Genomic DNA, 24186 nt, shown 5'->3' on the forward strand with positions numbered 1-24186 from the left:
GGGGGGCGTGATGCTAACCATCGCCCAAGCCTGGGCCGTGCTGCACCAGGTACCCGATCCGGAAATACCCGTGCTGTCCTTATGCGACCTTGGCATCGTGCGTGATATCCGCCGCCATGGGGCAGACCTGCAGGTGACGCTCACGCCCACTTACTCCGGCTGTCCTGCCACCGAAGTGATTGAGGCTTCGGTGCGCGATGCGCTGACGGCTGCCGGGGCCGGCCCCCTGCGGCTGAGTACTCAGCTCAGCCCGGCCTGGACCACCGACTGGATCAGTGAGGAGGGGCGGCGCAAATTGCGCGAGTACGGTATTGCGCCGCCGGAGCATCGGGCGGAAACGTCCGAGGATGGCTGGCAGATTCTGCACTTCACGCCATTGCACCCGGCCTGCCCGCGCTGCGGCAGCAAGCATAGCGAGCGCCTGAGCCAGTTTGGCGCGACCGCCTGCAAGGCGCTGTACCGCTGCCAGGACTGCCGCGAACCATTCGAGTACTTCAAACCCATTTAAGCCTAAGTCTTCCGCCAGGGAATCTACGGAGCAAGGACCCCACCATGAGTACGAATTTTCATTTGCTGCGCATCGCCGAAGTGCGCCAAGAGAGCGAAGAGGCGATATCGCTCCGCTTTGAAGTCCCCCCCGCGCTGGCCGACACCTACCGCTTTATCCAGGGCCAGCACCTGACCTTGCGCGCCAATATCGGTGGTGCTGACGTACGCCGCTCCTATTCGATCTGCAGCGGCATTGGCGATGGCGAACTGCGTATTGCCATCAAGCAAGTGGCAAACGGAATCTTCTCCACCTATGCCAACAAGGAACTGCGTGCGGGGCAGCGCATCGAGGTATTGCCACCGGATGGCCGTTTTTTTGTACCGCTGGCCGCAGGCAATAAAAAACATTACCTGGCGATCGTGGCCGGCAGTGGCATCACGCCGCTGTTGTCCATCATCAAGACCACGCTGGCAGTAGAACCGGACAGCCGCTTCACCTTGCTGTACGGCAACCAGCGGCGCGGCACCATTCTGTTTGCCGATACCTTGGCGGCACTGAAAGCCCGCTTCATGGACCGCTTCGCCGTCTATCACTTCCTCTCGCGTGAGGCGCAGGAGCTGGAACTGTTTAATGGTCGGCTGGACGCCGCGCGCCTGCAGCGGATATTCGACACCCTGCTGCCGCTCTCCAACATCTCCGACGCCTTTGTGTGCGGCCCCAACGAGATGATCGATGACGCCATCGGCGCTCTGCAGCAGGCTGGCTTGCCGCACGCGCATATCCATACCGAGCGCTTTTGCGTACCGCAGGGGGCCGATACACCGCGCACGGCGCGGGACGATGAAGCGGCACAAGCCACCGTGACGGTCATCATGGACGGCCTGGCCCGCGAGGTGGGATTGTCGGCAGGACAAAGCATTCTGGATGCCGCCGTCAGCGCAGGGATCGATCTACCCTATTCGTGTAAAGGTGGGGTATGCTGCACCTGCCGTGCCAAGGTCCTCGCTGGCCAAGTGCGCATGGATAAGAATTTCGCCCTCGAACCGGCAGAAGTCGAGCAGGGCTTTGCACTCACCTGTCAGGCGCATCCGCTTACCGAAAACGTTGTGGTCAGTTTTGACGAACGTTGACGTGTCGTACTCCGAATGAAGGGGACGTTTTCGCATAAGCCGAGTCTGACGCACCACGAATCAAGCAGACCCCGGATATGGCAAGAACAAAATCCCCCAATTTCGAAGTACAGCGCAGCACCATACTGGAGAACGCCGCGCAGTTGTTTGCGCAGAAAAGTTTCCCCAGTGCATCGATAGCCCAACTGGCTGAATTATGTGGCATGTCGAAGCCGCTGCTGTATCACTACTATCGGGACAAGTTGCATCTCTTGTTTGATATTGCCGACACCTACCTTGACCGCCTGGTTGCCATTGAGGATGAGGTTGCCGGACAAGGGCTGGATACCGAAGCGCACCTGACCGAGCTTATCGTCCGTTTCATGGAAGAATATGCCACGTCGCGCCACTACCATATCGTGTTGGTGCAGGACGTGAAATTCCTGGAGGACGAGGCGCACCGCAAGGTGGCCGAGAAGCAGCGCCAGGTGGTGGACGGGTTTGCCAGGCTGATTGCCAGATTGCGTCCGGAGTTGACGGCGGTGCAGATCAAGCCGGTGGCCATGACGCTGTTCGGCATGATGAACTGGACCTTTACCTGGTTTCGTGCCGATGGCCCGATAGATAGAGCAGCAATGGCGGAGATCGTCAGTCAGATGTTCCTGCATGGTGTGTATAGCCCCGGCTTGCCGCATATACCGCCCAGGCAGGAGGAGACTCCGCATGAGCAAGTACACCTTCCTGAAGACGGCGCAGCATGAACGCGTCGCGCATATCGAAATCCACCGTCCCGCCCAGCGCAATGCGCTGAATGAAGAACTGGTGCAGGAGCTGGAGGCGGCCTTGATGGCGGCAGACCAGGACCCAGGCACCAGTGTCATTGTCCTGTCTGGCAACGAAAAGGCATTCGCCGCCGGTGCCGACATCGGTCGCATGGCCGAATGGGACTTCCATGATGTGTTTCTCTCCGACTATGTCACCCGGCACTGGGAAAGTGCGCGCACCCTGCGCAAGCCGCTGATCGCCGCGATTTGCGGTTACGCGATTGGTGGGGGCTGCGAACTGGCGATGATGTGTGATGTCGTCGTGGCCGGTGTCTCGGCCAAGTTCGGCCAGCCCGAAGTCAAGATCGGGACTTTGCCCGGCATGGGCGGCACCCAGCGCCTGCCCCGCGCCATCGGCAAGGCCAAGGCGATGGAGTGGTGTTTGAGTGGCAATTTCTATAGTGCCGCCGAAGCCGAAAAAGCCGGCCTGGTATCCCGCGTGGTGGCCGATGAGGCCGTCCTCGACACCGCTTTCGAACTGGCACAGCAGATGGCCGGCTACTCGCTGCCGGTGCTGATGATGATCAAGGAGTCGCTGGGCCGCGCTTTCGAATCCAGCTTGTCCGAAGGGCTGCTGTTCGAGCGGCGGGTCTTTCACGCCAGTTTCGCGCTGCAAGACCAAAAAGAAGGCATGAACGCCTTTGTCGAAAGACGTCCGCCCGCTTTCCATCACCGCTAATCCCAGCCACGCCTTCGAGACAACATCATGACCCACGCTTATATTTGCGATGGCATTCGCACCCCTTTTGGCCGCTACGGCGGCGCACTGTCCTCCATTCGTACAGATGACCTGGCGGCCATCCCGATTCGTGCGCTGTGTGAGCGCCACCCCGACCTTGACTGGAGCCTGGTGGACGAGCTGATTTATGGCTGTGCCAATCAGGCCGGAGAAGACAACCGCAATATTGCGCGCATGGCCGGCCTGCTGGCCGGCCTGCCCGTCTCGGTGCCCGGCACGACGATCAACCGGCTGTGCGGTTCCGGCATGGACGCCATTGGCATGGCCGCGCGCAGCATTGTGGCGGGCGAGGCCGACTTGATCATCGCTGGTGGCGTGGAGAGCATGTCGCGCGCGCCCTTCGTGTTGGGCAAGGCGGACAAGCCGTTTGCGCGCAGCGCCAAGGTGGAAGACACAACCATAGGCTGGCGCTTTATCAACCCGAGGATGAAGCAACTGTATGGGGTCGATTCCATGCCCGAGACCGCCGAGAACGTCGCCACTGATTTCCGGGTGAATCGCTGCGATCAGGATGCCTTTGCGCTACGCAGCCAGCAGCGCTACGCCGCCGCCCTGGCCAATGGTTTTTTCACGGACGAAATTGTGCCGGTAGCCGTGCCACGTCCAAAGGGCGAAGCACTGTTAATCCAGTATGACGAACATCCGCGCCCGGATACCACCATGGCCATGCTGGCCAAGTTGAACGGTGTGGTGCGCGCTGACGGCACGGTGACGGCGGGCAATGCCTCCGGTGTGAATGATGGTGCCGTGGCCTTGTTGATTGCCAGCCAGGCGGCGGTGGCACGTCATGCGCTCACCCCGCGCGCCAGAATACTGGGCATGGCGAGCGCGGGGGTGGAGCCGCGCATTATGGGCATCGGCCCGGCACCTGCCAGCCAGAAACTGCTCCAGCGTCTGGGCCTGCGCATTCAGGACCTGGACGTGATCGAACTGAACGAAGCTTTCGCCGCGCAGGGTTTGGCCGTGCTGCGTAGCTTGGGCCTGGCGGACGATGCCGCGCAGGTGAATCCGAATGGCGGGGCCATTGCCTTGGGGCACCCGCTTGGTGCTTCCGGTGCACGGCTGGTGCTGACCGCGCTACGGCAGTTGGAGGCTACTGGCGGTCGGCTGGCGCTATGCACCATGTGTATCGGTGTCGGCCAGGGCATCGCCATGGTGATTGAGCGCATATAAAGGAGGTGACCATGACCGAACCATTACTGCTGGACTACCCGGAGCAGGGCATTGCCCGTTTGCGTCTGCATCGCCCCGAGGCACGTAATGCGCTGAATATGGCGCTACGCCAGGCACTGGCGGACGCGCTCAGACAGTTGTCCGACAGCCCGGAGATACGCGTCATCGTGCTTACCGGGAGCGAACAGGCTTTTGCTGCCGGGGCGGATCTCAAGGAACTTGCCGATATCGGCAGCATCGCGCTGATGCAGCGCCAGGTACACAAACTATGGCAAGCGGTGGCCGAATGCCCGAAACCGATTATCGCTGCCGTGTCTGGCTATGCCCTGGGCGGCGGCTGCGAATTGGCGATGCATGCCGACATTATCGTGGCGGGGGAGTCGGCACAATTCGCGCAACCGGAAATCAAGGTTGGCATCATGCCCGGGGCTGGAGGCACACAACGCCTGCTGCGCGCCGTGGGCAAGGCGCAGGCCATGCGGATGCTGCTGACCGCTTGCATGGTTGGCGCGCAACAAGCATTGACGATGGGCTTGGTCAGCGAAGTGGTCGCGGATGAGGCTGTTGAGCACCGCGCCATCGAGCTGGCACGCACCATTGCAGCCATGCCACCGCTGGCGGTGCAACAGATCAAGGAAGTGGTTTTGGCCGGAGCCGACGCGCCATTGGCAACTGCCTTGATGCTGGAGCGCAAAGCCTACCAGATGTTGTTTTCATCAGAAGACCAGAAGGAAGGCATGCGGGCCTTCTTTGACAAGCGAAGGCCGCAATACCTGGGGCGCTAGCCTGTGGTGGTGGGGGTGTCGGGCTTGCAGTATGAGAAGTTGCTTACCTCTGTACCCTTGCCATGTCGACATTGTGCCTGTGAGTGCCGATGAAGGCAGCAAGGCTGCTTTGCCTTCCTGGCGGCTGTCGAACGGGGGGACTGGCAAGACTGAGATGGACAAACGCCGAAACGGTGTCGCAACACTGTTTCGGCGTTGACCGGACTTCTGTGGTTTTGAACCAGGCGCTAGCTCAGCTCTTTCAAGAGTTCCTTCACCCGCACCACGCGCAGGCCCACTTCTTCTATCTTCGACTCCACCCGCAGCTTGTCCTGCCCGGCCAGCTTGTAGTTCTTCTTGCTCTGGATCAGCTGGATGATTTTCATCGGGTCGATCGGCGGGTTCTTGATGAACTGCAACTGGATGGCCACTTCGCTGGCATCCAGCTTGGCCACGCCCAGCGGCTTGGCCAGCAGGCGCAGGCGGTGGCTTTCGATCAGCGTCTTCACCGTTTGCGGCGGCAGGCCGAAGCGGTCGATCAGCTCTTCGTGGATGGCGTCGATGTCTTGCTCGGTGTCGCAGGTGGCCAGGCGCTTGTACAGCACCAGCCGTTCATGCACGTCCGGGCAGTAGGCATCCGGCAGCAGCGCCGGGCTGTGCAGATTGATTTCGGTGGTGACGCCCAGCGGTGCGTCCAGGTCTGGCTCGCGGCCTTTTTTCAGGTCGCGTACCGCTTGTTTAAGCATCTCGGTAAACAGCGAGAAGCCCACTTCCTGCATTTCGCCCGACTGGCCTTCGCCCAGCACTTCGCCCGCGCCACGGATTTCCATATCGTGCATGGCCAGATAGAAACCGGCCCCCAGCTCGCCGGACAGCTGGATGGCTTCCAGCCGTTTGCCGGCATCCTTGGTCATGCCGTCCGGGGTCAGCAGATAGGCATAGGCCTGGTGATGGCTGCGCCCCACCCGGCCGCGCAACTGGTGCAGCTGGGCCAGGCCGAACTTGTCGGCGCGGTTGATCAGGATGGTGTTGGCATTGGGAATGTCGATGCCGGTTTCGATGATGGTGGAGCACAACAGTACATTGAAGCGCTGTTGCAGGAAGTCGCGCATCACCTGTTCCAGCTCGCGTTCGCGCAACTGGCCATGGGCCACGCCGATGCGGGCCTCTGGCACCAGTTCGGCCAGCTTTTCCCGCATGTTCTCGATGGTGTCGACTTCGTTATGCAGGAAGAACACCTGACCGCCGCGCTTGAGTTCGCGCAGCACGGCTTCGCGGATCACGCCGTTGCTGGCCGGGCTGATGAAGGTTTTCACCGCCAGCCGGCGATTGGGGGCGGTGGCGATGACGGAGAAGTCACGCAGGCCCTCCAGCGCCATCGACAGCGTGCGCGGAATCGGCGTGGCGGTGAGGGTGAGCACGTCCACATTGGCGCGCAGGCGCTTGAGCTGTTCCTTCTGGCGCACGCCAAAGCGGTGCTCTTCGTCGATGATCACCAGCCCCAGGTTCTTGAACTGTACGTCCGGCTGCACCAGCTTGTGGGTGCCGATGACGATGTCTACCGTACCTTCGGCAAGGCCAGCCAGCGTGGCCTTGCTTTCCTTGGCGCTGCGAAAGCGCGACAGCTCGGCGATTTTGATCGGCCAGTCGTTGAAACGGTCGGAGAAATTCTGGAAATGCTGCTCGGCCAGCAGGGTGGTGGGCACCAGCAGGGCCACCTGTTTGCCGCCCATCACCGCAACAAAAGCCGCACGTAGCGCGACTTCGGTCTTGCCGAAGCCCACATCGCCGCATACCAGACGGTCCATCGGCTTGCCACTGCACATATCGTGGATGACTGCCTCGATGGCATTGGCCTGATCGATGGTTTCCTCGAAGCCGAAACCGGCGGCAAAGGCATCGTAATCGTGGTGGGACAGGGTGAAGCTGTGGCCTTCGCGCGCGGCGCGCTGGGCGTATAGATTAAGCAGCTCGGCGGCGGTATCGCGCGCTTTTTCAGCAGCGCGCTTTTTGGCTTTTTCCCAGGCCGGGTTGCCCAGCTTGTGCAGCGGGGCCTGCTCGGACGGGCCACCGGCATAGCGCGAAATCAGGTGCAGCTGGCTGACCGGCACATACAGGGTGGCGTTGTCGGCGTATTCCAGCTGCATCAGCTCGGTTTCGCCTTCGCCCAGGTCCATCGACACCAGGCCTATATAGCGGCCGATGCCGTGCTGCTCGTGCACCACCGGGTCGCCGGATTTCACCTCGGCCAGATCGCGCAGCATGGAGTCCGAGCTCATCTTCACATGGCGGCGGCGGGTGTGGCTGCGCGCGATGTGCTGGTACAGCTCGCTCTCGGTGATGATGGACAACGGCGGTTGTTGCTGGGCAAAGCCGGAATACAACGGGGCCACCACCAGTGCCAGCGGCATGTTGCCGGTGGCAAAGTCCTGCCAGTTGTCGATCAGCTGCGGCTTGATGCCGTGTTCCTGCAGGAACTGCACCATGGTTTCGCGCCGTCCCAGGCTTTCTGCGGTCAGCAGCACGCGCTGGCCGCTGTGTTGCAGATAATGCGCCAGCTTGTGCAGCGGGTTGTCGGCGCGGCGCTCGACGGCCAGGTCGGGCAGGCTCAGGCTGGCGGCATCCGCTTCGGCTGCCGCAGGTATTTCAATGCGCGAATAAGGCTTGATGCGGCCGAGGAATTCGTCCTGACGCAAGAACACATCGGCCGGTGGCAATACCGGGCGTTCCGGGTCGCCCTGTGCCATGTGGTAGCGGTTCTGTACGTCCTTCCAGAAGGTGTCGGCGGCTCCAGCCACGTCACGGTGCAGCACCACCAGGGCGGCTTCGCCCACGTAGTCGAACAGGGTGGCGGTTTCGTCGAAGAACAGCGGCAGGTAGTACTCGATGCCGGCGGGGAACAGATTGGCCGACACATCCTTATAGATGCGGCTCTTGGAGGGGTCGCCTTCCATGCGTTCGCGGTAGTGCTGGCGGAAGGCGGTGACGCCGCTTTCATCCGCCGGGTATTCGCGCGCCGGCAACATGCGGATTTCCGGCACCGGGTACAGCGTGCGCTGGCTGTCCGGGTCGAAGGTGCGCAGGCTGTCGATTTCCTTGTCGAACAGGTCGATGCGGTAGGGCAGGGTGCTGCCCATGGGGAACAGGTCCACCAGGCCGCCACGAATGGAAAACTCGCCCGGTGCCATTACCTGGGTGACGTGGCTGTAGCCTGCCATCACCATGTCGGCGCGCAGTTGCTCCACATCCAGCTGTTGCTTGCCTTGCAGCAGGAAGGTGCGGCCCAGCAGGTAGCTGACCGGCGCGAGCCGCGTCATGGCAGTGCTGACCGGCGCAATCACCACCTGACATTCGCCGCGATGAATCTGCCACAGCGTGGCCAGCCGCTCGCTCACCAGTTCGCCGTGCGGCGAAAAGTGGTCGTAAGGCAGCGTCTCCCAATCGGGCAGCAAGGCGGCCTTGATGTCGGGGGCAAACCACGGCAGTTCGGCCTTCAGCCGTTGCGCGGACTGGGCATCGGCAGTCAGTACCAGCAGGGTATGGCCTGCCTGGGCCAGACCGGCCAGTACGGCGGCATCCAGGCCATCGGGCAGGGCGGGGCAGCGGGTCTTCTGACCGGCTGGTGCAATGCGGGGCAGTGTGTCCAACATTCTTCTTCACATTCGTGGATCTGCGGGTATTATACCAGCGGGCATTTCATACCAACGGTGTGTTTGCCATCCATTTACAAGAGGCCATCAGGCCCGAGACCCGCCAGAAATCTGAACCCTATACCAATCAATAGTGCCCGGCAGGTGCCGGGCATGGTCAGAGCGTGGCTGCAAAGGACTGGGAGAGTGAAAACTAAGGGGCTGTTTGCCGGCTGGGCGGCATTTCTGCTGTTTGCTGCCAGCTTGTTGTTGTGGCCCAGGCAGGCGCTGGGTGAAATTCCGCTGTACGGCTTCCTGCCGCATGGCTTGTTTGCCGGCTGGCTGCTGTGGCGTGGTTTCGGCGCGGTGTGGTACTGGCCGCTGGCCGCCTGGCTGATCTGCAGCCAGTGGTTGCCGTGGTCATGGGCTGGCGCACTGAGCCTGTCGCTGCTGCTGTTGCTGCCAGGGGCCCGCTTGTTGCGCGCGCAGCCGGTGGCGCTGTCGGATGCCTCGGTCATTTCCCACCTGTTGCTGAACCTGCTGGAAGTGTGCGCCTACCTTGCGGCACCGCCGGTTGCCCTGCTGGGGTTGTTTTGCTTCTGGCATGGCAGCCTGGCCATGGTGTTGCCGTGGATGGCGCTGGCGGCCGCTTGCTGCATGCTGGCCATGACCTGCTGGCTGCCGCTGTTACGCCTGCCGGGCTTGCCGGATCGCCGCCGCCTGCTGGAGCTGCTGGTGATCCTGCTGGTGATGCTGGCGGTGTGGGCGTCAATGGTGAGCAATACCCACAACCTGCCTTTTCCCCGCCCGGTGTTGTTCTTCCCACTGATGATCTGGGCGGCTTTCCGTGGCCGTCTGCTGGGGGCCTGCCTGTCCGGCTCGCTGCTGTGCCTGCTATTGTCGCTGCCAGGCTTTTTCCCCAGCCTGTACCTGTACGCTGGCAGCACCGAGCTGATGACGGAAACGGCCTTGTGCCTGACCTTCATCGTGGCATCTCTGCTGGTGGCCACGCTCAGCGATATTCACCGGCGCAAGGACGACGAGCTGAACGAATTCCGCTCACGGGTGGAGTCGCTGGTCAACAACAGTCCCAACATGATGTCGCTCAAGGGGCTGGATGGTCGTTTTCTGCTGGCCAACCGTGCTTACAGCCGCATGCTGGGGGTGACCGAATACGCCATGGTAGGGCGTTCGCTGGCGGATTATTTTGTACCGGAAGATGCCCGGCGCATCCAGCAGCAGGACGAGGTGGTACTCAATTGCCTGGAACCGCGTCAGTTCGAGGAAAGCTTCAGCGTCGGTGATGCCACCTTCACCATGCTGGTGACCAAGTTTCCCTTGTTCGACAGCCAGGGTCGGCCCGCCGGTGTGGGCAGCGTGGATACTGACATCACCCGTACGCGGGAAGAGCAGAAAGCCAAGAAAGAAGCCGAGGAAAAGTACTGGGCGCTGGTGGAGCAAACCCTGGTGGGTATTTATATCCTGCAGGACGAGCGGCTGGTGTATGTCAACCCCAAGCTGGCCGATATTGTTGGCTACCAGCCCGAAGACATGCAGGACATGCCGCTGGAAAGCCTGCTGCCGCCCAGCGAAGCCAGCCGCATCCGGCTGCAGATCAAGCGCCGCCTGCGCGACAACATCCAGGTAATGCACTACACCACGCGCGCCATCAGCCGTGACGGGCGGCTGGTCGATCTGGAAGTCCACAGCCGGCTGGTGGAGTATGACGGCAAGCCGGCGCTGATCGGTGTGGTGGTGGATATCTCCGACCGCATCGCTGCCGATACCAACCTGAAGCTGGCGGCCAAAGTGTTTGAAAATTCAGCTGAAGGCATCCTGATTCTCGACGCCGATACCCGCATCATCGCGGTCAACCACGCTTTTACCCGCATCACCGGTTACGAAGAGGCCGAAGCGCTGGGCAAGCTGTCGCGCATTTTTGCCGACAGTGACGATAGCGTCAGCCAGCAAATGCAGCAGGCGCTGGCCCAGCATGGCCAGTGGCAGGGCGAAATGCGCGACCGGCGCAAGAACGGAGACTGGTATCCGGCCGAACTGTCCATCTCGTTGGTGCGTGACGACGGTGGCTTCCACAGCAACTACGTGGCGGTGTTTTCCGACATCACCGTGCGCAAGCAGGCCGAAGAGCGGCTGCAGTTTCTGGCCAATCACGACCCGCTCACCCGGCTGCCCAATCGCAGCAGCCTGATCAGCCGGCTGGAACAGTCCATTGTCGACATGAGCGGCGAACCGACGCCCTTGGCGGTGATGTTCATCGACCTGGACCGTTTCAAGCTGATCAACGACTCCTTCGGCCATCAGTCCGGTGATGAACTGCTGCGCGAAATTGCCATTCGCCTGTCCAACTCGGTGGGCGAGCGTGGCCTGCTGGCACGCCAAGGCGGCGACGAATTCACCCTGCTGCTGACCGAATTTGCCGACCAGGCCGAGCTGGCCGGGCTGGCCGAGGACATCCTCACCGTGCTGGGACGTGGCCTGCGGCTGGAAGAACACGAAGTGTTTGTCACCGGCAGCATCGGCATCAGCGTATTCCCCAATGACGGCACCGATGCGCGCAGCCTGCTGAAAAACGCCGATGTCGCCATGTACCGTGCCAAGGACGCCGGCAAGAACACCTACCAGTTCTTTGATGCCGAGATGAACACCCAGACCTTCGAACGCCTGCTGCTGGAAAACGGCATGCGCCAGGCGCTGGAGCGGGGTGAATTCGAACTGCACTACCAGCCGCAGCTCAATGCTGCCAGCCGCGACATGTCCGGGGTAGAAGTGCTGATCCGCTGGCGTCACCCGCAACTGGGGCTGATTCCGCCGCTGCGCTTCATTCCGCTGGCCGAGGAAACCGGCCTGATCAAGCCGATTGGCGACTGGGTGCTGCAGGAAGCCTGCCGCCAGATCAAGGCCTGGGACGATGCCGGGCTGTTTGTACCGCGCGTGGCCGTCAACCTGTCCGCGCGCCAGTTTGAACAGACCACGCTGGTGGACAATGTGGCCCGTGCCTTGCAAACCACCGGGCTGGATGCCTGCCGGCTGGAGCTGGAAATCACCGAAAGCATGATCATGCAGAACCCGGTGGAAGCCGTGCACCAGCTGGCCGAACTGAAAGCACTGGGGGTGTGGCTGTCAATTGACGACTTTGGTACCGGTTATTCCTCGCTGTCACACCTCAAGCGTTTCCCGCTGGATACGCTGAAGATCGACCGCTCCTTTGTCGACGGCCTGCCGGGTGATGAAGACAATGCCGCCATTGCCGAAGCCATCCTGGCCATGGCCAAGAAGCTCAAGTTCAAGGTGGTGGCCGAAGGTGTGGAAAATGCGGCTCAGGCAGATTTTCTGGAACTCAAGGGCTGCACCCTGCTGCAGGGCTACCACTTTGGCAAACCGGTGCCGGCGGTGGAGTTTCCGCAACTGGCGGAGCGTTTGGCCAAGTCGGCCCGGCTGGCAGTCCTGGCGGACTGGCAGGGCGGGATGTAGGCTGCGGGCGCTGCAGTTTGGCAGCAAGGCCCTGGCTTTGCGGCTACAATAGCGCCCATTCCCGTTTACAAGGCTTCAAGCGCATGAGCAACAAGCGACTCATCCACGGCTTTCATGCCATCAACGCCCGCTTGTGGCAGAACCCGAAAAGCCTGATCGAAATCTGGCTGGCCGGAGGCCGGCAGGACGAGCGCGCCAAGGCCGTGCTGGACAAGGCCGCTGAAGAAAACATCAAGCTGCACATTGTCGACAAGGCCAGGCTGGACAGCATGAGCGGCAACGCCCGCCATCAAGGTGTGGTGGCGATGATTGACGCCAGCCGCAACCATGTCGACCTAGACGACGTGCTGGAAAACCTCAGCGAACCGCCGCTGCTGCTGATTCTGGATGGCGTCACCGACCCGCACAATCTGGGCGCCTGCCTGCGCGTGGCCGATGCCATGGGCGCGCATGCGGTGATTGCCCCCAAGGACCGCTCGGCCGGGCTGAACGCCACTGTGTCCAAGGTGGCCTGCGGCGCTGCCGAAGTGATTCCCTACATTACCGTCACCAATCTGGCCCGCACTCTGCGCGATCTGAAAGACGCCGGGGTATGGATTGCCGGCACCACCATGGAAGCCGATACCGATCTGTTCCATGTCGATGCCGCCGGCCCGCTGGCCTGGGTGATGGGTTCGGAAGGCGAGGGCATGCGCCGCCTGACGCGCGAGCACTGCGATGTGCTGGTGTCCATCCCCATGTTCGGTACTGTGGAAAGCCTCAATGTGTCGGTGTCTTCCGGCATGGTGCTGGCGGAAAGCCGCCGTCAGCGCGTATTGAAAGCACAGGCTGGCTGAGGCTTCTGCACCACATTCATCCTGCAAACCCCATGCCGCGGCATGGGGTTTTTTGATGGCGGTCAGCTTTTTGTGCTGAGTCTGCTCCGTTGCGGAACCCGGGTGCGTATACTGCACTCTATGGTGCTTATACCCTTGGGGGGTATGGCGTGGCGATCCTGAATGCAGCCAGGCAGGATCAAGCGCATTTCATTTGCTGACGGAGTCACTACATGGACAGAAGACATTTCCTGCACTGGAGCAGCGCGCTGGCGCTGACGCCGCTGCTACTGCGCAAGAGCTGGGCAGAAGGCATGGCCGACATGCCGGGCATGGATCACGCCGCGATGGGGCATGGCGCTGCCACCGATGCAGCCCTGCCGGCGGCAGAGGGTCTCGGCCTGCCGCGTGGCCTGCCTTTACCGGCCCTGTCCAAGCTGGCCAACCAGGGTGCGGCCGGCCAATTCCTTGGCCAGCTGCGTGCCGCACCGGTCAGCCTGCCGCTGTTGCCGGGCAAGCCGGCCACCGCCTTCTGGGCCTATAACGGCCAGATTCCCGGCCCGGCCATCGTGGCCTGGGAAGGGGACGAAGTGAGCATTGCTTTTGCCAATAAGCTGCGGCAGCCCAGCACCATTCACTGGCACGGCATGCCGGTGCCGGCGGAGCAGGACGGCAATCCGCACGCGCCGGTGCTGCCGGGCCAGACCCGCAATTACCACTTCAAGCTGCCAGCCGGTAGTGCCGCCAGCTACTGGTACCACCCGCACCCGCATGGCCATACCGCACAGCAGGCTTATATGGGGCTGGCCGGGGTATTCGTGGTGAAAAGCCGCAACGACCCGCTGGCCCATCTGCCGGAGCAATGGCTGGTGCTGTCCGACCTGAAGCTGGATGTCCATGGCCAGATTGCGGATAGCAGTGCTGCCGACCGGCATGATGGCCGCGAAGGCCAGTTCGTGCTGGTGAATGGCGGCTGGCAGCCGGTGATTACCCTGGCCGAGGGCGAACGGCAGCGCTGGCGCATCTGGAATGCCAGCAGCGCGCGCATCATGAAACTGGCCTTGCCCGCGCACGAAGTAAAGCTGGTGGGGACGGATGGCGGGCTGATTGGCGCGCCGCGTCGCATTGATACGCTGCTGCTGTCGCCAGGCGAGCGGGCGGAGATCGTCATCACCGGGCGCTTCACGCATGGCCAGCCATCAGCCCTGCAGGCGCTGCCCTACAACCGTGGCAAGGCCATGAGCCCGGAACAGGCCGAAACCCTCACCCTTGCCACCATCCGGCAGGCGGGCAGCAAGGCTACCGCCGCGCTGCCGGACAAACTGCGCGACATCGCCGCGCTGGGCAAGCCTGCGGTCAAGCGGGTGGTCAACTTCAGCGAGAACATGGCCAACCCGGATGCCATGTTCCTGATCAACGGCAAGAAGTTCGACATGAACCGGGTGGATTTCAGCGGCAAGGTCGGCCAGATCGAAGAATGGGACATCGTCAGCCAGGCGCACATGGACCACCCCTTCCACATCCACGGCACCCAGTTCCAGGTGATAGCCCGCACGGATGATGGCGTGTGGCAGCCAGAACCCTTCCTGGCCTGGCGCGATGTGGTGAATATTCCGGCGGGTGAGACGGTGCGTTTGCGCTTTGTGCAGGCCATGCCCGGCCTGCGCATGTTCCACTGCCATATCCTGGAGCACGAAGACGCCGGCATGATGGCCATGCTGGAGGTCAGCGCCTGAGCGGCAGGCTGCGCAAGCCCGGTGCTGCCGGTGTTACACTGGCAGCCCTGATTTCAATCCAGAACGCGGAGTCCGCATGAGCCTTGCCCCAAAAAACGACGCCTGCTGCCACCCGCAGCCGGAAGCCAGTGGCAAGAGCGTGACCCAGCCCAACAAGGCAGCGCTGCTCAAGCGTCTGGCTCGTATCGAGGGGCAGGTACGTGGCATCAGCGGCATGGTGGAATCAGACCGTTACTGCGTGGATGTGCTCACCCAGGTGGCGGCAGTGAAGTCAGCCCTGGATGCAGTTGCCATGCAGTTGCTGGAAAACCACATGAAGGGCTGTGTCAGCCGTGCCCTGCAGGAAGGCGACGCCACCGGCATGGTGACCGAGCTGATCGATGTGGTGAAAAAGGTGCGTTAAACAACATTGACCGGAAATTTCATGGCGGCCAGCCATGTCCGCGCTTGCCTGTGGAATACTCTGGCTTCCCACCCGGTAAGAGAAGCATTGCCATGAAAACCCTTTTGCCTGCGCTGGCAGGCTTGTTGCTGTCATCGCTGCTGCAGGCCGATCCGCTACCGTTCGAACAATTCATGCACCTGCACCGCGACATGCCCGCCAGCGAGCTGCAGCAGCTTGCGGGCAAGCCCGATTATGTGCGCAACGACCCAGCCGCTAGTGGCGACACGCAGCTGTACTGGCTGGGCGACATCGATCTGCCCTATACCACGGTAATCACCCTGCATCAGGGCCTGATCAGCGAAATTCACCGCGACAAACGCATGTAGCTGTTGTTTTTGATCGGGCAGATGGCACATTACCCGGCCTGCATGGTCGATTTAGTTTGCCCAGCCCAGATTAAGTGCGTAGAATGCTGCGGTTTCACTACCTTGCTTTTTGCAACCGCATGGCAAAAAGCTAAATAGCCATAAGGAGTTAACATGCGTCATTACGAAATCGTGTTCATCGTCCATCCGGACCAGAGCGAACAGGTTCCGGCCATGATCGAGCGCTACAAGGGCATGGTTCTGGCCGCTGAAGGCAAGATCCACCGTCTGGAAGACTGGGGCCGTCGTCAACTGGCTTACCCGATCCAGAAGCTGCACAAAGCCCACTACGTTCTGATGAACGTTGAGTGCCAGTCCGAAACCCTGGCCGAGATCGAGCACGCCTTCAAGTTCAACGACGCTGTTCTGCGTCACCTGACCATCAAACTGGACCGCGCCATTACCGAAGCGTCCCCGATGATGAAGGACGAAAAGGCTAAGAATCTGCTGGATTCCCAGCAGCCGGCAGCCGAGGCCGAAGCTGCTGCCTGATAGGCAGGAGTGAAGGACTTGCAGAACCGTCTGGTATTGACCGCGACGGTCGAACGCGAAGAAGACCTGCGTTACACCCCTGCCGGTATTCCGGTAGTGCAAATGTGGGTCCGGCATCAGTCAAGACAGACTGCCGGCGGGTTCGAACGCGATGTGGCCTGTGAAATCCAGGCCGTGCTGATTGGAGAAGACGCCCGGAAACATGCCGGGAAACTGGCGGGAAACACGGTGACACTCACCGGCTTTCTGTCCCAGCGCAGTCTGAAGAATCCGCGGTTGGTACTCAATATCGAATATGTTGAATTTGTAAAAGGTTAGTCAAAATGGCTCGTCAACTCTTCAAGCGCAAGAAGTTCTGCCGCTTTACGGCAGAAGGCATCAAGGAAATCGACTACAAATCCGTTGATCTCCTGAAAGACTTCATCGCCGAAAACGGCAAAATCATCCCGGCTCGCATTACCGGTACCAAGGCTCGCTACCAGCGTCAGCTGACCACTGCTATCAAGCGTGCTCGCTTCCTGGCTTTCCTGCCTTACACCGATCAACACTAAGCCGGGAAAGGACTTAAGATGCAAATCATTCTGCTCGAAAAAGTTGCCAACCTGGGTCAACTGGGTGACGTGGTAAAGGTTAAGAACGGCTACGCCCGTAACTTCCTGATCCCGCAAGGCAAAGCCAAGCGCGCTACCGAAGTCAACCTGAAAGAGTTCGAAGCACGTCGTGCCGAACTGGAAGCCAAGCAAGCTGAAATCCTGGCCGATGCCAAGGTTCGTGCTGAAAAGCTGGTTGACGCTGTTATCACCATCGCCCAAAAAGCCGGTGTTGATGGCCGTCTGTTCGGTTCCGTGACCAATGTGGACGTGGCTGAAGCCGTGACCGCATTCGGCGTGGAAATCAAGCGTTTCGAAGTTCGCCTGCCGAACGGCCCGTTCAAGGCCATCGGTGAGTACGACATCGAAATCGCTCTGCACCACGACGTAGTATCCCCGATCAAAGTGGTTGTGGTTGCTCAAGCCTGATTCCCTTATCCGGAATTATGCTGCAAGAAAAAAGCCCGCTTCATGCGGGCTTTTTTCATGTCTTGCTCTCCCTGTACCGTACTTCGCCGCGTTGCCCTGCATTCTCCTGCCTGATTCCTGCCGCAGACTTTACCGGCAAGGCTCAACTCCTTTCATGCTGCTGTTTCAGTTCTTTCCCATCAATCTATCCGGCTAATTCAAATAAGCTCCCTGCTGATCTTTCCAACAGCTCCGCCCTGTACTGAAGGCAGCCCCTGTCGTGAGTGGCTGCCTTGTACCGGTAGGCAGCTGTCTTGACACAAGGAGTCATACCGCATGTCCTCCGCTGCATCCCGCTGTAGTGCTTTCAGTAGCTGGCTTGCCGAGGCGCTGGCCGCAGCGGGGCCGGTTGCCCCCGAGTCGCTGCGGCAGGATATTCGTGCCGATGTCTGCATTGTGGGCGGCGGGTTTACCGGTTTGTGGAGTGCCATCGAAATCAAGCAGGCCAACCCCGATACCGAGGTCGTCATCGCCGAGGCCAGACTGTGCGGCAGCGGTGCCAGCGGCCGCAATGGCGGCTTTGTGCTCAGCCTGTGGGCCAAGTATCAGTCGCTGGCCAAAATGTGCGGCCAAGCCGAAGCCCTGCGCCTGTGCCAGCAGTCGTCGCAGGCCATTGTCGATTTGCAGGCCTTCTGCCAGCAACATGACATCGATGCCCAGTTGCGGCTGGATGGCTGGTTGTGGGCAGCCACAAACACTGCCCAGCTCGGTAGCTGGGAAAGTACCGTCAGCCAACTGGAACGGTTGGGGCAATCTCCCTTCTTGCATCTGGCTGCGGGACAGGCGGCGCAGCTTGCTGGTTCTGCCCTGCATCTGGACGGGGTGTTCGAGCCGGTATCGGCCTCCATTCAGCCAGCCATGCTGGCGCGCGGTCTGTTGCGCCATGCCCGTCGGCTCGGGGTCAAGGTATACGAGTCTTCACCAATGGAACGGCTGGACGGTGGTGTACCGGCGCGGGTGCAATGTACCCATGGCAGTGTGCGTGCCGACAAGGTAATTCTGGCGATGAATGCCTGGGCCGCGCAGTTTGCCGACATCCGCAAGGCTTTTGTCGTGGTGTCCAGTGATGTGGTGATGACACGGCCCTTGCCTGGCTTGCTGGAGGAAATTGGCTGGAGCAGTGGCATGACCATTTCCGATAGCCGCATGCTGGTGCACTACTACCGCACCACGCCGGATGGCCGCATTGTGTTCGGCAAGGGCGGTGGTAGTGAGCAACTGGTGTACGGCGCCAGGCTGGCCGACAAGCTGGATGGCGCATCCGGCATCGCCGCCACGGTAGCGGCTCATCTGCGCCGCGCCTATCCGGGCGTGCAGTCAGCGGACATCGTCAGCAACTGGACCGGGCCGATCGATCGTACCCGTAACGGCCTGCCGCATTTTGGTGCCTTGCCCGGTCAGGCCAATGTTTTCTATGCCATCGGTTATTCCGGCAATGGTGTCGGCCCCTCCATGCTGGGGGGCAAGATTCTGGCCGCGCTGGCGTTACGGCTGGACAACGAATGGTCGCGCTGTGGTCTGGTTCATGGCCTGCAGCGCGATTTTCCGCCCGAACCCTTGCGCTATCTCGGTGGCCGTCTGGTCCGCCATGCGGTGGGGCAGGTAGACCTGGCTGCCGATGAAAACCGTCAGCCGTCCTGGCTGATGCAACAGTTGTGCAAGCTGGCCCCTTCCGGACTGTCGCCAACCAAGACGGCGGCCCCTCATTCCCGCTAGATCCCATCTGGAGAATTGCATGTCCTGCTCATCCGATCTGGAACAGATCCGCCAGGCACTGACCGCCTATTACGAGGCCCTGTATTACGGTCGACCGGAAAAACTGGCAGAGGCTTTTCGCCCCGATGCCGTGCTGCTGGGTGATGTCGAAGGGGCCGAGTCTCGGCTGGATCAGGCGCAATACCGCAGCCTGCTGCAAAGCCGGCCCTCGCCGCATGCTCAGGGTGCACCCTACGGATTGCAGATAGGTGAGATCCGTCTCTGTGGCAATGCCGCCATGGCCGAATTGCAAACGCCATTGGCCGGGCGGGTATTTACCGATTACGTCTCGCTGTGCAAGCGCCAGGGCCGTTGGCGTATTGCGTTCAAGCTGTATTCCCATCCGTAGTGAAACCTGTCGCCAGCCGCGTCAGCGTGGTCACCACGCTGACCGGCTGAATCTTGCACTTCCACGGAGCTACCATGCATTCAAGTGAACTGGCGGCAGAGCCGTCCCATGCAGACTCTGGCCTTCTGGTTCAGCCCATCGGCAGGCTGGAAACGATAGGCATCATTTTCGGTACCAATATCGGGGCAGGGGTGCTGGGCATGGCCTTTGCCGCGCGCAAGACCGGTTATGTCCCGTTGTTGTTGTGTCTGGCGATTACCTGTGTACTGTGCACCATTACCATGCTCTACCTGACTGAAGTGGCGCTACGTACCCGTGGTAACCATCAGCTCAGCGGTCTGGCGCGCCGTTATCTGGGCGGGTTGGGGGGCTGGCTGTTGTTTCTGGCTGTGGCGGCCAACAGCTTCGGGGCGCTGACTGCCTATATGGCAGGCAGCGGCAGCATCTTGCTGGATTTGCTGGGTGGATATGGCATGAGCAAGGAGCTGGGCAGCATCCTGTTCATCGTGCCGTCGGTGGCCGTGCTGTATCTGGGCTTGAAGGTGCTGGGCGCGGGCAACAAGCTGATCAGCATCAGCATGATTGTCATCATCCTGGCGCTGATTCTGGCATCCATCGTCAGTCAGGATGCGCGGCTGAGCAATCTGTGGCTGAGTCACTGGCAGTACGTGGTGCCGGTGTTCAACCTGGCGGTATTTGTGTTCGGTGCCCAGTTTCTGGTGCCGGAACTGGTACGCGGCAATCTGACTGCGCCGCGCAAGCTGCCGGGTCTCATCATGGCCGGCATGGCCTTGACCTTTGTCTTTGTCGCGCTGATTCCGGCTTCGGTGATCGCCCTGGTGGGCAGCGACAACCTGACCCAGGTGGCCACGCTAAGCTGGGGCAGGGCGCTGGGGCAATGGGCCTATTACACCGCCAATATCTTCGCCTTACTGGCCATGCTGACTTCCTACTGGGGGCTGGGTGGCTGCCTGTTCACCAATATCTTCGACCACTTCCGCCTGGGTAGCGAAACCCAGAAGTCAAAACGGCTGCTGGTACTGGTGGTGGTGGCACTGCCGCCCTTCCTGCTGGCGTACTCGGGCATTGCCAGCTTCGTCAATGCGCTGTACTTTGCCGGCACATTTGGTGGTGTGCTGATGGGCATCATCCCGGTTCTGCTGCTGAATGCCGCACGGCGTCGGGGCGATGTTGGCAGCGAGTTCGTCTGTGGCTGGTATGCCCACCGCAGTGTGCAGTGGCTGATCATGACCACTTTTTTTCTCAGCGGGGTGTATGCGGTGGTATCGCTGTTTGGTGTGCTGCCGGAGAGCTGGTAAGGCTGGTGGCGATAGCCGGCCAAGTGCAGGGCAGGCTGTCGCGCTGGGTGCAGTTTAGTTGTCCTGCAACACGATGCGGGCGCGCAGGCCGGGTGCGCCGTCTTCGGCAATGGCCAGCAGGCGGTCGATACTCGGATGTTTGCCCGGATGCAGGCGGGCATCGGCAGTATGTTCCGCGTACAGTTGCAAGCCTTCCTGGGCTGCTGCGCGGTTGATATGGCTGTGTTTCTTGATGAGGGCATGGTAAACCCGTACCGAACCGGCGGTGCCTGGTTTGTTTTCCAGACGGGTGAGGGTTTCGCCAGCGGCATCCAGCAGCACGATGGCGGCAATGCCATCGGTAGCGGGCAAGGTTTCCAGAATATCCTTGAAAGTGGTCGTCATGCGGTGGGTTTCCTGCTTGAGGCAAGGTGTTGTCGGAATCAGTGACTGATGCTAGCACAAGAGCAGGCTGTCTCGGAGGCTGAGGCTGACTGCGCCATTCTGGTCTGGTTGTGCTCCAAAATGGTGCATTTTAGCTGTGCACATGGGCAGCTCGCTGGCTTGCTGGCTCAGTAAATATTCATATTTTCATTGTTATCAATGAATTGTGTTTTCTGGCACGACAATTGCTATATGTCATGCAGTAGCTGGCGACGGGTGATTGCTCCCTCCTCCTTGCAATCACCGTCCTGCGCCAGTCTGCAAAGGAGAAAACAGAGCGGCATAGCCGCCACCGGAACAGAGTTGGCCAAAGCAAATGCTTTGGCCAACTTTTTCCTTCCAGACATTGCTCATCCCGCATGGTTATCAAGTGGATGGTGCAAACCACGGCGTAATCCGCTGCGACAAGATACTCAGAATATGACGACTGTCTTGAGTGTTACCACCCAGGCATCTGGGGTTTCCTTGAGTCCCGCAGGTTTTCTCCAGTACTGGATACCCGGTTGCAGTTGCAGCCAGGGCCGGAGCTGGGCGCGATAGAAAAATTCACTGTTCATGGCATAGCCGGGGAGTGGTGCATAACTGGCATCGGCATAGTCGCTGATACCGCTCTGGGTATTCAGATACTGCTGCTGTCGCTGGTAGTTGCTGCTGTAGTGCATCCAGGCCGTGCCAATGCCCATCATGTCCTGCGGTCGGCTGTCCAGCAGTCCACGGTAGCGTAACGAGGCGGAGGTAATCAGCGGGATGGGATTACTTCTTTTGTCACCAAGGCCGAGGCTCCAGGAAAAACTCAGCCCGCGTTGTTTATCACCATGATGACGGGTCAGTTGCTGATTTAATCCGGCATACCAATAGCCGGTGTGGCGATACTGCTCGGGCTGTGTCGCATTGCCTTGGAAGAGGGCGTTTTGCCTGGCATTGGTGTAGAGCCATCCCAGGTTGTAGATGCCGGGCAAGCCGTTTACCGCGGTGGTTTGCCATTCCAGTTCCAGCGGGAACAAAACGCCTTTGCTGCCTTGGGTGCTGACACTCCAGGCATGGCTGCGGGAAGTCGCCTCAGGGTTTTGTTCCAGTAGCCCGGTTTTCACTGTCCATTCCGGGGTGATCTTGTATTGGAAAGTACTGCCCCAGTAATGTGAATTCCAGTTATACCAAGTCCGGGCAGCGGCAGCTTTACCACCACACAGGTTGAGCAATTGGAAATCACAGGGAATGGATTGGTCGAAATCCTGCACCTTGTTCATCAGTCCCAGCCGCCATTGCAAACGCTGATCCAGAAAGCTGCGACTGAACGTCAGCCAGCCCAGACGTGTGGTGGATTGTCCGCCCCAGCTCTCCTGCGCAAGGTCGCCCCCAGTGACGCGATTATCCTGTAGACGCATTGCGGTCAGATTATTGTCATGATTGCGATTGACAATGTTTCCTTCTATTTTGGCGTCCGGTATACCGGTTGCATCGGACAAGTCTTGGGTGAACATGAACCAGAACTGGTCGATGTAGGCGGTGTGACGGTCGGGATTGTATCCCCCCTCTATATTGCGGGCGAGTTGGCTTAACCAGGCAGTGCTAAAGGTGAAGCCATGGTTTGCCAGTGTTGAGCGCAAGCTGTGCATATCGCCCAGTACACCGTTGTCCGTGTTTTCCATGCCCAGCACATAGCCATCCCAGCTTTCTGCCGGTGTTGCATGTGACAAGGCAGGCAAGGCACAGCATGCCAGCATGCCGAGCAGAGCAAGTTGTTGCGGCCAGCTGTTTTGTGTGTGCTCAGTTGCCATGAAGAAAGTTGCGCTGTTCATCGGGTGGACTCCCCGGCTTGCAGGCTGGCGCCCTGGCTGGCAATCACATCGCGATACCAGAAGAAGCTTTTCTTGCGCAGGCGCTTAAGGCTGCCCTGGCCATCATCATCCCGATCAACATAAATGAAGCCATAGCGCTTGGACATTTGCGCTTTTGAGGCACTGACCAGGTCAATGGGTCCCCAACTGGTATACCCCATCACGTCCACACCATCTTGCAGGGCTTGCGCCACCTGCAGCAGGTGATCATTCAGATAGCGGATCCGGTAATCATCCTGAATGGAGCCATCCTCGGCCACCACATCACGTGCGCCAAGGCCGTTTTCCACAATGAATAGCGGTTTGCGGTAGCGGTCGTATAACAGGTTCAGCAGATAGCGCAGGCCTTGCGGATCAATCTGCCAGCCCCATTCCGGACTGGGCAAATGCGGATTGGGAACAGTATCCAGAATATTGCTGCGCAAGCGCTGCTGTAGCGCCGGGTCTGCGGTGGCGCAGCCAGACATGTAATAGCTGAAGCTGATGAAATCCACCGTATGTTGCAGATCCGTCAGGTCTTGCTGGCTGATCTCCAGCTGAATCTGTTGCTCACGGAAAAACCGCTCCATATACGCCGGATAACTGCCATGTGCCTGGACATCGCCAAAAAACAGCCATTGCCGGTTTTGTCGCAGTGTTTCCAGCATGTCGTCCGGATGGCAGCTAAGCGGATAAACAATGCCGCCCAGCAGCATATTGCCGATTTGCGCATCTGGCAGCATGGCATGGCAATCACGTACGGCGCGGGCGCTGGCAACCAGTTGATGATGAATGGCCTGATAAATGGCTTGCGCAGAGCTGTCTGCCGCCATGCCCACCCCGGTAAACGGCGCATGCAGCGACATATTGATTTCGTTGAAGGTCAGCCAGTATTTCACCCGATGGCCAAAGCGCTTGAACACGGTGTTGGCATAGCGGCCAAAAAAGGTAATCAGGCGGCGGTCCTGCCAGCCGCCATAACGCTGTACCAGCCCCAGCGGCATTTCATAGTGGGACAGCGTGATAACCGGCTCGATGCCGTGGCTGGCCATTGCATCAAACAGGGCGTCATAGAAAGCCAAGCCTGCTTCATTGGCTTCTGTTTCGTCCCCTTCAGGAAAAATCCGGCTCCAGGCAATCGAGGTGCGCAGGCAGCGAAAGCCCATTTCGGCCATCAGGGCGAGGTCTTCCGGGTAGCGGTGGTAAAAGTCGATGGCAACATCCTTGATATTGAAGTCGCCGTCCTTGCGAGGGGTGACGGGGGCAAAAATGCCCTGGGGCTGCACATCCGAGGTGGACAAGCCCTTGCCACCCTCCCGGTAGGCACCTTCAACCTGATTGGCGGCAATAGCACCACCCCATAGGAAATGCTCGGGAAAACGTTGCATGTTG

The 24186-nt window shown here is 60.3% G+C and carries 22 protein-coding genes; 18 read left to right on the forward strand and 4 right to left on the reverse strand.

Annotation, left to right across the window (positions count from 1 at the left end):
• Positions 1-10 precede the first annotated feature (10 nt).
• The 6 genes from paaD to GSR16_RS03100 all read left to right on the forward strand — a co-directional run bounded on the left by paaD (position 11) and on the right by GSR16_RS03100 (position 5120).
• The gene (gene paaD, locus GSR16_RS03075) at positions 11-508 is read left to right on the forward strand and encodes a 1,2-phenylacetyl-CoA epoxidase subunit PaaD (RefSeq protein ID WP_089085546.1); all 498 of its coding nucleotides are present in this window, start codon (positions 11-13) and stop codon (positions 506-508) included.
• A 44-nt stretch (positions 509-552) separates the two neighbouring features.
• Complete coding sequence (gene paaE, locus GSR16_RS03080; RefSeq protein WP_089085547.1) at positions 553-1620, forward strand: 1,2-phenylacetyl-CoA epoxidase subunit PaaE; 1068 nt, start codon at positions 553-555, stop codon at positions 1618-1620.
• 77 nt (positions 1621-1697) lie between these two features.
• On the forward strand, positions 1698-2360 hold the full coding sequence (locus GSR16_RS03085) for a TetR/AcrR family transcriptional regulator (RefSeq protein ID WP_159875088.1): 663 nt from the start codon (positions 1698-1700) through the stop codon (positions 2358-2360).
• On the forward strand, positions 2323-3102 hold the full coding sequence (locus GSR16_RS03090; protein WP_159875089.1) for an enoyl-CoA hydratase-related protein: 780 nt from the start codon (positions 2323-2325) through the stop codon (positions 3100-3102). Before GSR16_RS03085 ends, GSR16_RS03090 begins: the two co-directional genes overlap by 38 nt.
• Positions 3103-3129: 27 nt before the next feature.
• The gene (pcaF, locus tag GSR16_RS03095; protein WP_159875090.1) at positions 3130-4335 is read left to right on the forward strand and encodes a 3-oxoadipyl-CoA thiolase; all 1206 of its coding nucleotides are present in this window, start codon (positions 3130-3132) and stop codon (positions 4333-4335) included.
• An 11-nt stretch (positions 4336-4346) separates the two neighbouring features.
• Positions 4347-5120 carry an enoyl-CoA hydratase gene (locus GSR16_RS03100; RefSeq protein WP_159875091.1) on the forward strand — a complete coding sequence of 258 codons (774 nt, stop codon included), beginning with the start codon at positions 4347-4349 and terminating at the stop codon, positions 5118-5120.
• Between the two features lie 227 nt (positions 5121-5347).
• Here GSR16_RS03100 and mfd read toward each other — a convergent pair whose 3' ends face one another.
• On the reverse strand, positions 5348-8749 hold the full coding sequence (gene mfd, locus GSR16_RS03105; RefSeq protein ID WP_159875092.1) for a transcription-repair coupling factor: 3402 nt from the start codon (positions 8747-8749) through the stop codon (positions 5348-5350).
• A gap of 186 nt (positions 8750-8935) precedes the next feature.
• On the opposite strand from mfd, the gene GSR16_RS03110 reads away from it, so the two are divergent.
• The 12 genes from GSR16_RS03110 to GSR16_RS03165 all read left to right on the forward strand — a co-directional run bounded on the left by GSR16_RS03110 (position 8936) and on the right by GSR16_RS03165 (position 20554).
• Positions 8936-12220, forward strand: a complete 3285-nt coding sequence (locus tag GSR16_RS03110) for a sensor domain-containing protein (RefSeq protein WP_240902587.1) — start codon at positions 8936-8938, stop codon at positions 12218-12220.
• 83 nt (positions 12221-12303) lie between these two features.
• Positions 12304-13056, forward strand: a complete 753-nt coding sequence (rlmB, locus tag GSR16_RS03115; RefSeq protein ID WP_159875093.1) for a 23S rRNA (guanosine(2251)-2'-O)-methyltransferase RlmB — start codon at positions 12304-12306, stop codon at positions 13054-13056.
• Between the two features lie 212 nt (positions 13057-13268).
• Complete coding sequence (locus tag GSR16_RS03120) at positions 13269-14771, forward strand: multicopper oxidase family protein (RefSeq protein WP_159875094.1); 1503 nt, start codon at positions 13269-13271, stop codon at positions 14769-14771.
• Positions 14772-14847: 76 nt separating this feature from the next.
• Complete coding sequence (locus GSR16_RS03125; RefSeq protein WP_159875095.1) at positions 14848-15174, forward strand: metal-sensitive transcriptional regulator; 327 nt, start codon at positions 14848-14850, stop codon at positions 15172-15174.
• Positions 15175-15266: 92 nt separating this feature from the next.
• Entirely contained in the window at positions 15267-15542 is a 276-nt protein-coding gene (locus GSR16_RS03130; protein WP_159875096.1) for a hypothetical protein, read from the forward strand.
• Positions 15543-15695: 153 nt separating this feature from the next.
• Positions 15696-16073, forward strand: a complete 378-nt coding sequence (gene rpsF / locus GSR16_RS03135; protein ID WP_089085557.1) for a 30S ribosomal protein S6 — start codon at positions 15696-15698, stop codon at positions 16071-16073.
• A gap of 9 nt (positions 16074-16082) precedes the next feature.
• On the forward strand, positions 16083-16391 hold the full coding sequence (priB, locus tag GSR16_RS03140) for a primosomal replication protein N (protein WP_240902588.1): 309 nt from the start codon (positions 16083-16085) through the stop codon (positions 16389-16391).
• A 5-nt stretch (positions 16392-16396) separates the two neighbouring features.
• Complete coding sequence (rpsR, locus tag GSR16_RS03145) at positions 16397-16624, forward strand: 30S ribosomal protein S18 (RefSeq protein ID WP_011137185.1); 228 nt, start codon at positions 16397-16399, stop codon at positions 16622-16624.
• Between the two features lie 18 nt (positions 16625-16642).
• Positions 16643-17092: a 50S ribosomal protein L9 gene (rplI, locus tag GSR16_RS03150; RefSeq protein WP_159875098.1), complete on the forward strand. Its 450-nt coding sequence runs from the start codon at positions 16643-16645 to the stop codon at positions 17090-17092.
• A 315-nt stretch (positions 17093-17407) separates the two neighbouring features.
• Entirely contained in the window at positions 17408-18847 is a 1440-nt protein-coding gene (locus GSR16_RS03155; protein ID WP_159875099.1) for an FAD-dependent oxidoreductase, read from the forward strand.
• Between the two features lie 19 nt (positions 18848-18866).
• Positions 18867-19235 carry a nuclear transport factor 2 family protein gene (locus GSR16_RS03160; protein ID WP_159875100.1) on the forward strand — a complete coding sequence of 123 codons (369 nt, stop codon included), beginning with the start codon at positions 18867-18869 and terminating at the stop codon, positions 19233-19235.
• Between the two features lie 74 nt (positions 19236-19309).
• A complete protein-coding gene (locus tag GSR16_RS03165) occupies positions 19310-20554 on the forward strand; it encodes an aromatic amino acid transport family protein (RefSeq protein WP_159875101.1) in 1245 nt (414 codons plus the stop codon).
• Positions 20555-20608: 54 nt separating this feature from the next.
• Here GSR16_RS03165 and GSR16_RS03170 read toward each other — a convergent pair whose 3' ends face one another.
• The 3 genes from GSR16_RS03170 to GSR16_RS03180 form a co-directional block, all read right to left on the reverse strand.
• Positions 20609-20938: a DUF2322 family protein gene (locus GSR16_RS03170; RefSeq protein ID WP_159875102.1), complete on the reverse strand. Its 330-nt coding sequence runs from the start codon at positions 20936-20938 to the stop codon at positions 20609-20611.
• A 452-nt stretch (positions 20939-21390) separates the two neighbouring features.
• Positions 21391-22776 carry a carbohydrate porin gene (locus GSR16_RS03175; protein ID WP_205677488.1) on the reverse strand — a complete coding sequence of 462 codons (1386 nt, stop codon included), beginning with the start codon at positions 22774-22776 and terminating at the stop codon, positions 21391-21393.
• Positions 22773-24182, reverse strand: a complete 1410-nt coding sequence (locus tag GSR16_RS03180) for a glycoside hydrolase family 1 protein (RefSeq protein ID WP_159875103.1) — start codon at positions 24180-24182, stop codon at positions 22773-22775. Before GSR16_RS03180 ends, GSR16_RS03175 begins: the two co-directional genes overlap by 4 nt.
• Positions 24183-24186: the final 4 nt, after the last annotated feature.

It is taken from the genome of Aquitalea denitrificans (assembly GCF_009856625.1).
Taxonomy (GTDB): Bacteria; Pseudomonadota; Gammaproteobacteria; order Burkholderiales; family Chromobacteriaceae; genus Aquitalea; species Aquitalea denitrificans.

What these genes read in the sequence shown, in the direction of transcription:
- paaD (WP_089085546.1), top strand. Translation starts at nt 11, where the DNA reads ATGCTAACCATCGCCCAAGCCTGGGCCGTGCTGCACCAGGTACCCGAT.
- paaE (WP_089085547.1), top strand. Translation starts at nt 553, where the DNA reads ATGAGTACGAATTTTCATTTGCTGCGCATCGCCGAAGTGCGCCAAGAG.
- GSR16_RS03085 (WP_159875088.1), top strand. Translation starts at nt 1,698, where the DNA reads ATGGCAAGAACAAAATCCCCCAATTTCGAAGTACAGCGCAGCACCATA.
- GSR16_RS03090 (WP_159875089.1), top strand. Translation starts at nt 2,323, where the DNA reads ATGAGCAAGTACACCTTCCTGAAGACGGCGCAGCATGAACGCGTCGCG.
- pcaF (WP_159875090.1), top strand. Translation starts at nt 3,130, where the DNA reads ATGACCCACGCTTATATTTGCGATGGCATTCGCACCCCTTTTGGCCGC.
- GSR16_RS03100 (WP_159875091.1), top strand. Translation starts at nt 4,347, where the DNA reads ATGACCGAACCATTACTGCTGGACTACCCGGAGCAGGGCATTGCCCGT.
- mfd (WP_159875092.1), bottom strand. Translation starts at nt 8,749, where the DNA reads ATGTTGGACACACTGCCCCGCATTGCACCAGCCGGTCAGAAGACCCGC.
- rlmB (WP_159875093.1), top strand. Translation starts at nt 12,304, where the DNA reads ATGAGCAACAAGCGACTCATCCACGGCTTTCATGCCATCAACGCCCGC.
- GSR16_RS03120 (WP_159875094.1), top strand. Translation starts at nt 13,269, where the DNA reads ATGGACAGAAGACATTTCCTGCACTGGAGCAGCGCGCTGGCGCTGACG.
- GSR16_RS03125 (WP_159875095.1), top strand. Translation starts at nt 14,848, where the DNA reads ATGAGCCTTGCCCCAAAAAACGACGCCTGCTGCCACCCGCAGCCGGAA.
- GSR16_RS03130 (WP_159875096.1), top strand. Translation starts at nt 15,267, where the DNA reads ATGAAAACCCTTTTGCCTGCGCTGGCAGGCTTGTTGCTGTCATCGCTG.
- rpsF (WP_089085557.1), top strand. Translation starts at nt 15,696, where the DNA reads ATGCGTCATTACGAAATCGTGTTCATCGTCCATCCGGACCAGAGCGAA.
- rpsR (WP_011137185.1), top strand. Translation starts at nt 16,397, where the DNA reads ATGGCTCGTCAACTCTTCAAGCGCAAGAAGTTCTGCCGCTTTACGGCA.
- rplI (WP_159875098.1), top strand. Translation starts at nt 16,643, where the DNA reads ATGCAAATCATTCTGCTCGAAAAAGTTGCCAACCTGGGTCAACTGGGT.
- GSR16_RS03155 (WP_159875099.1), top strand. Translation starts at nt 17,408, where the DNA reads ATGTCCTCCGCTGCATCCCGCTGTAGTGCTTTCAGTAGCTGGCTTGCC.
- GSR16_RS03160 (WP_159875100.1), top strand. Translation starts at nt 18,867, where the DNA reads ATGTCCTGCTCATCCGATCTGGAACAGATCCGCCAGGCACTGACCGCC.
- GSR16_RS03165 (WP_159875101.1), top strand. Translation starts at nt 19,310, where the DNA reads ATGCATTCAAGTGAACTGGCGGCAGAGCCGTCCCATGCAGACTCTGGC.
- GSR16_RS03170 (WP_159875102.1), bottom strand. Translation starts at nt 20,938, where the DNA reads ATGACGACCACTTTCAAGGATATTCTGGAAACCTTGCCCGCTACCGAT.
- GSR16_RS03175 (WP_205677488.1), bottom strand. Translation starts at nt 22,776, where the DNA reads ATGAACAGCGCAACTTTCTTCATGGCAACTGAGCACACACAAAACAGC.
- GSR16_RS03180 (WP_159875103.1), bottom strand. Translation starts at nt 24,182, where the DNA reads ATGCAACGTTTTCCCGAGCATTTCCTATGGGGTGGTGCTATTGCCGCC.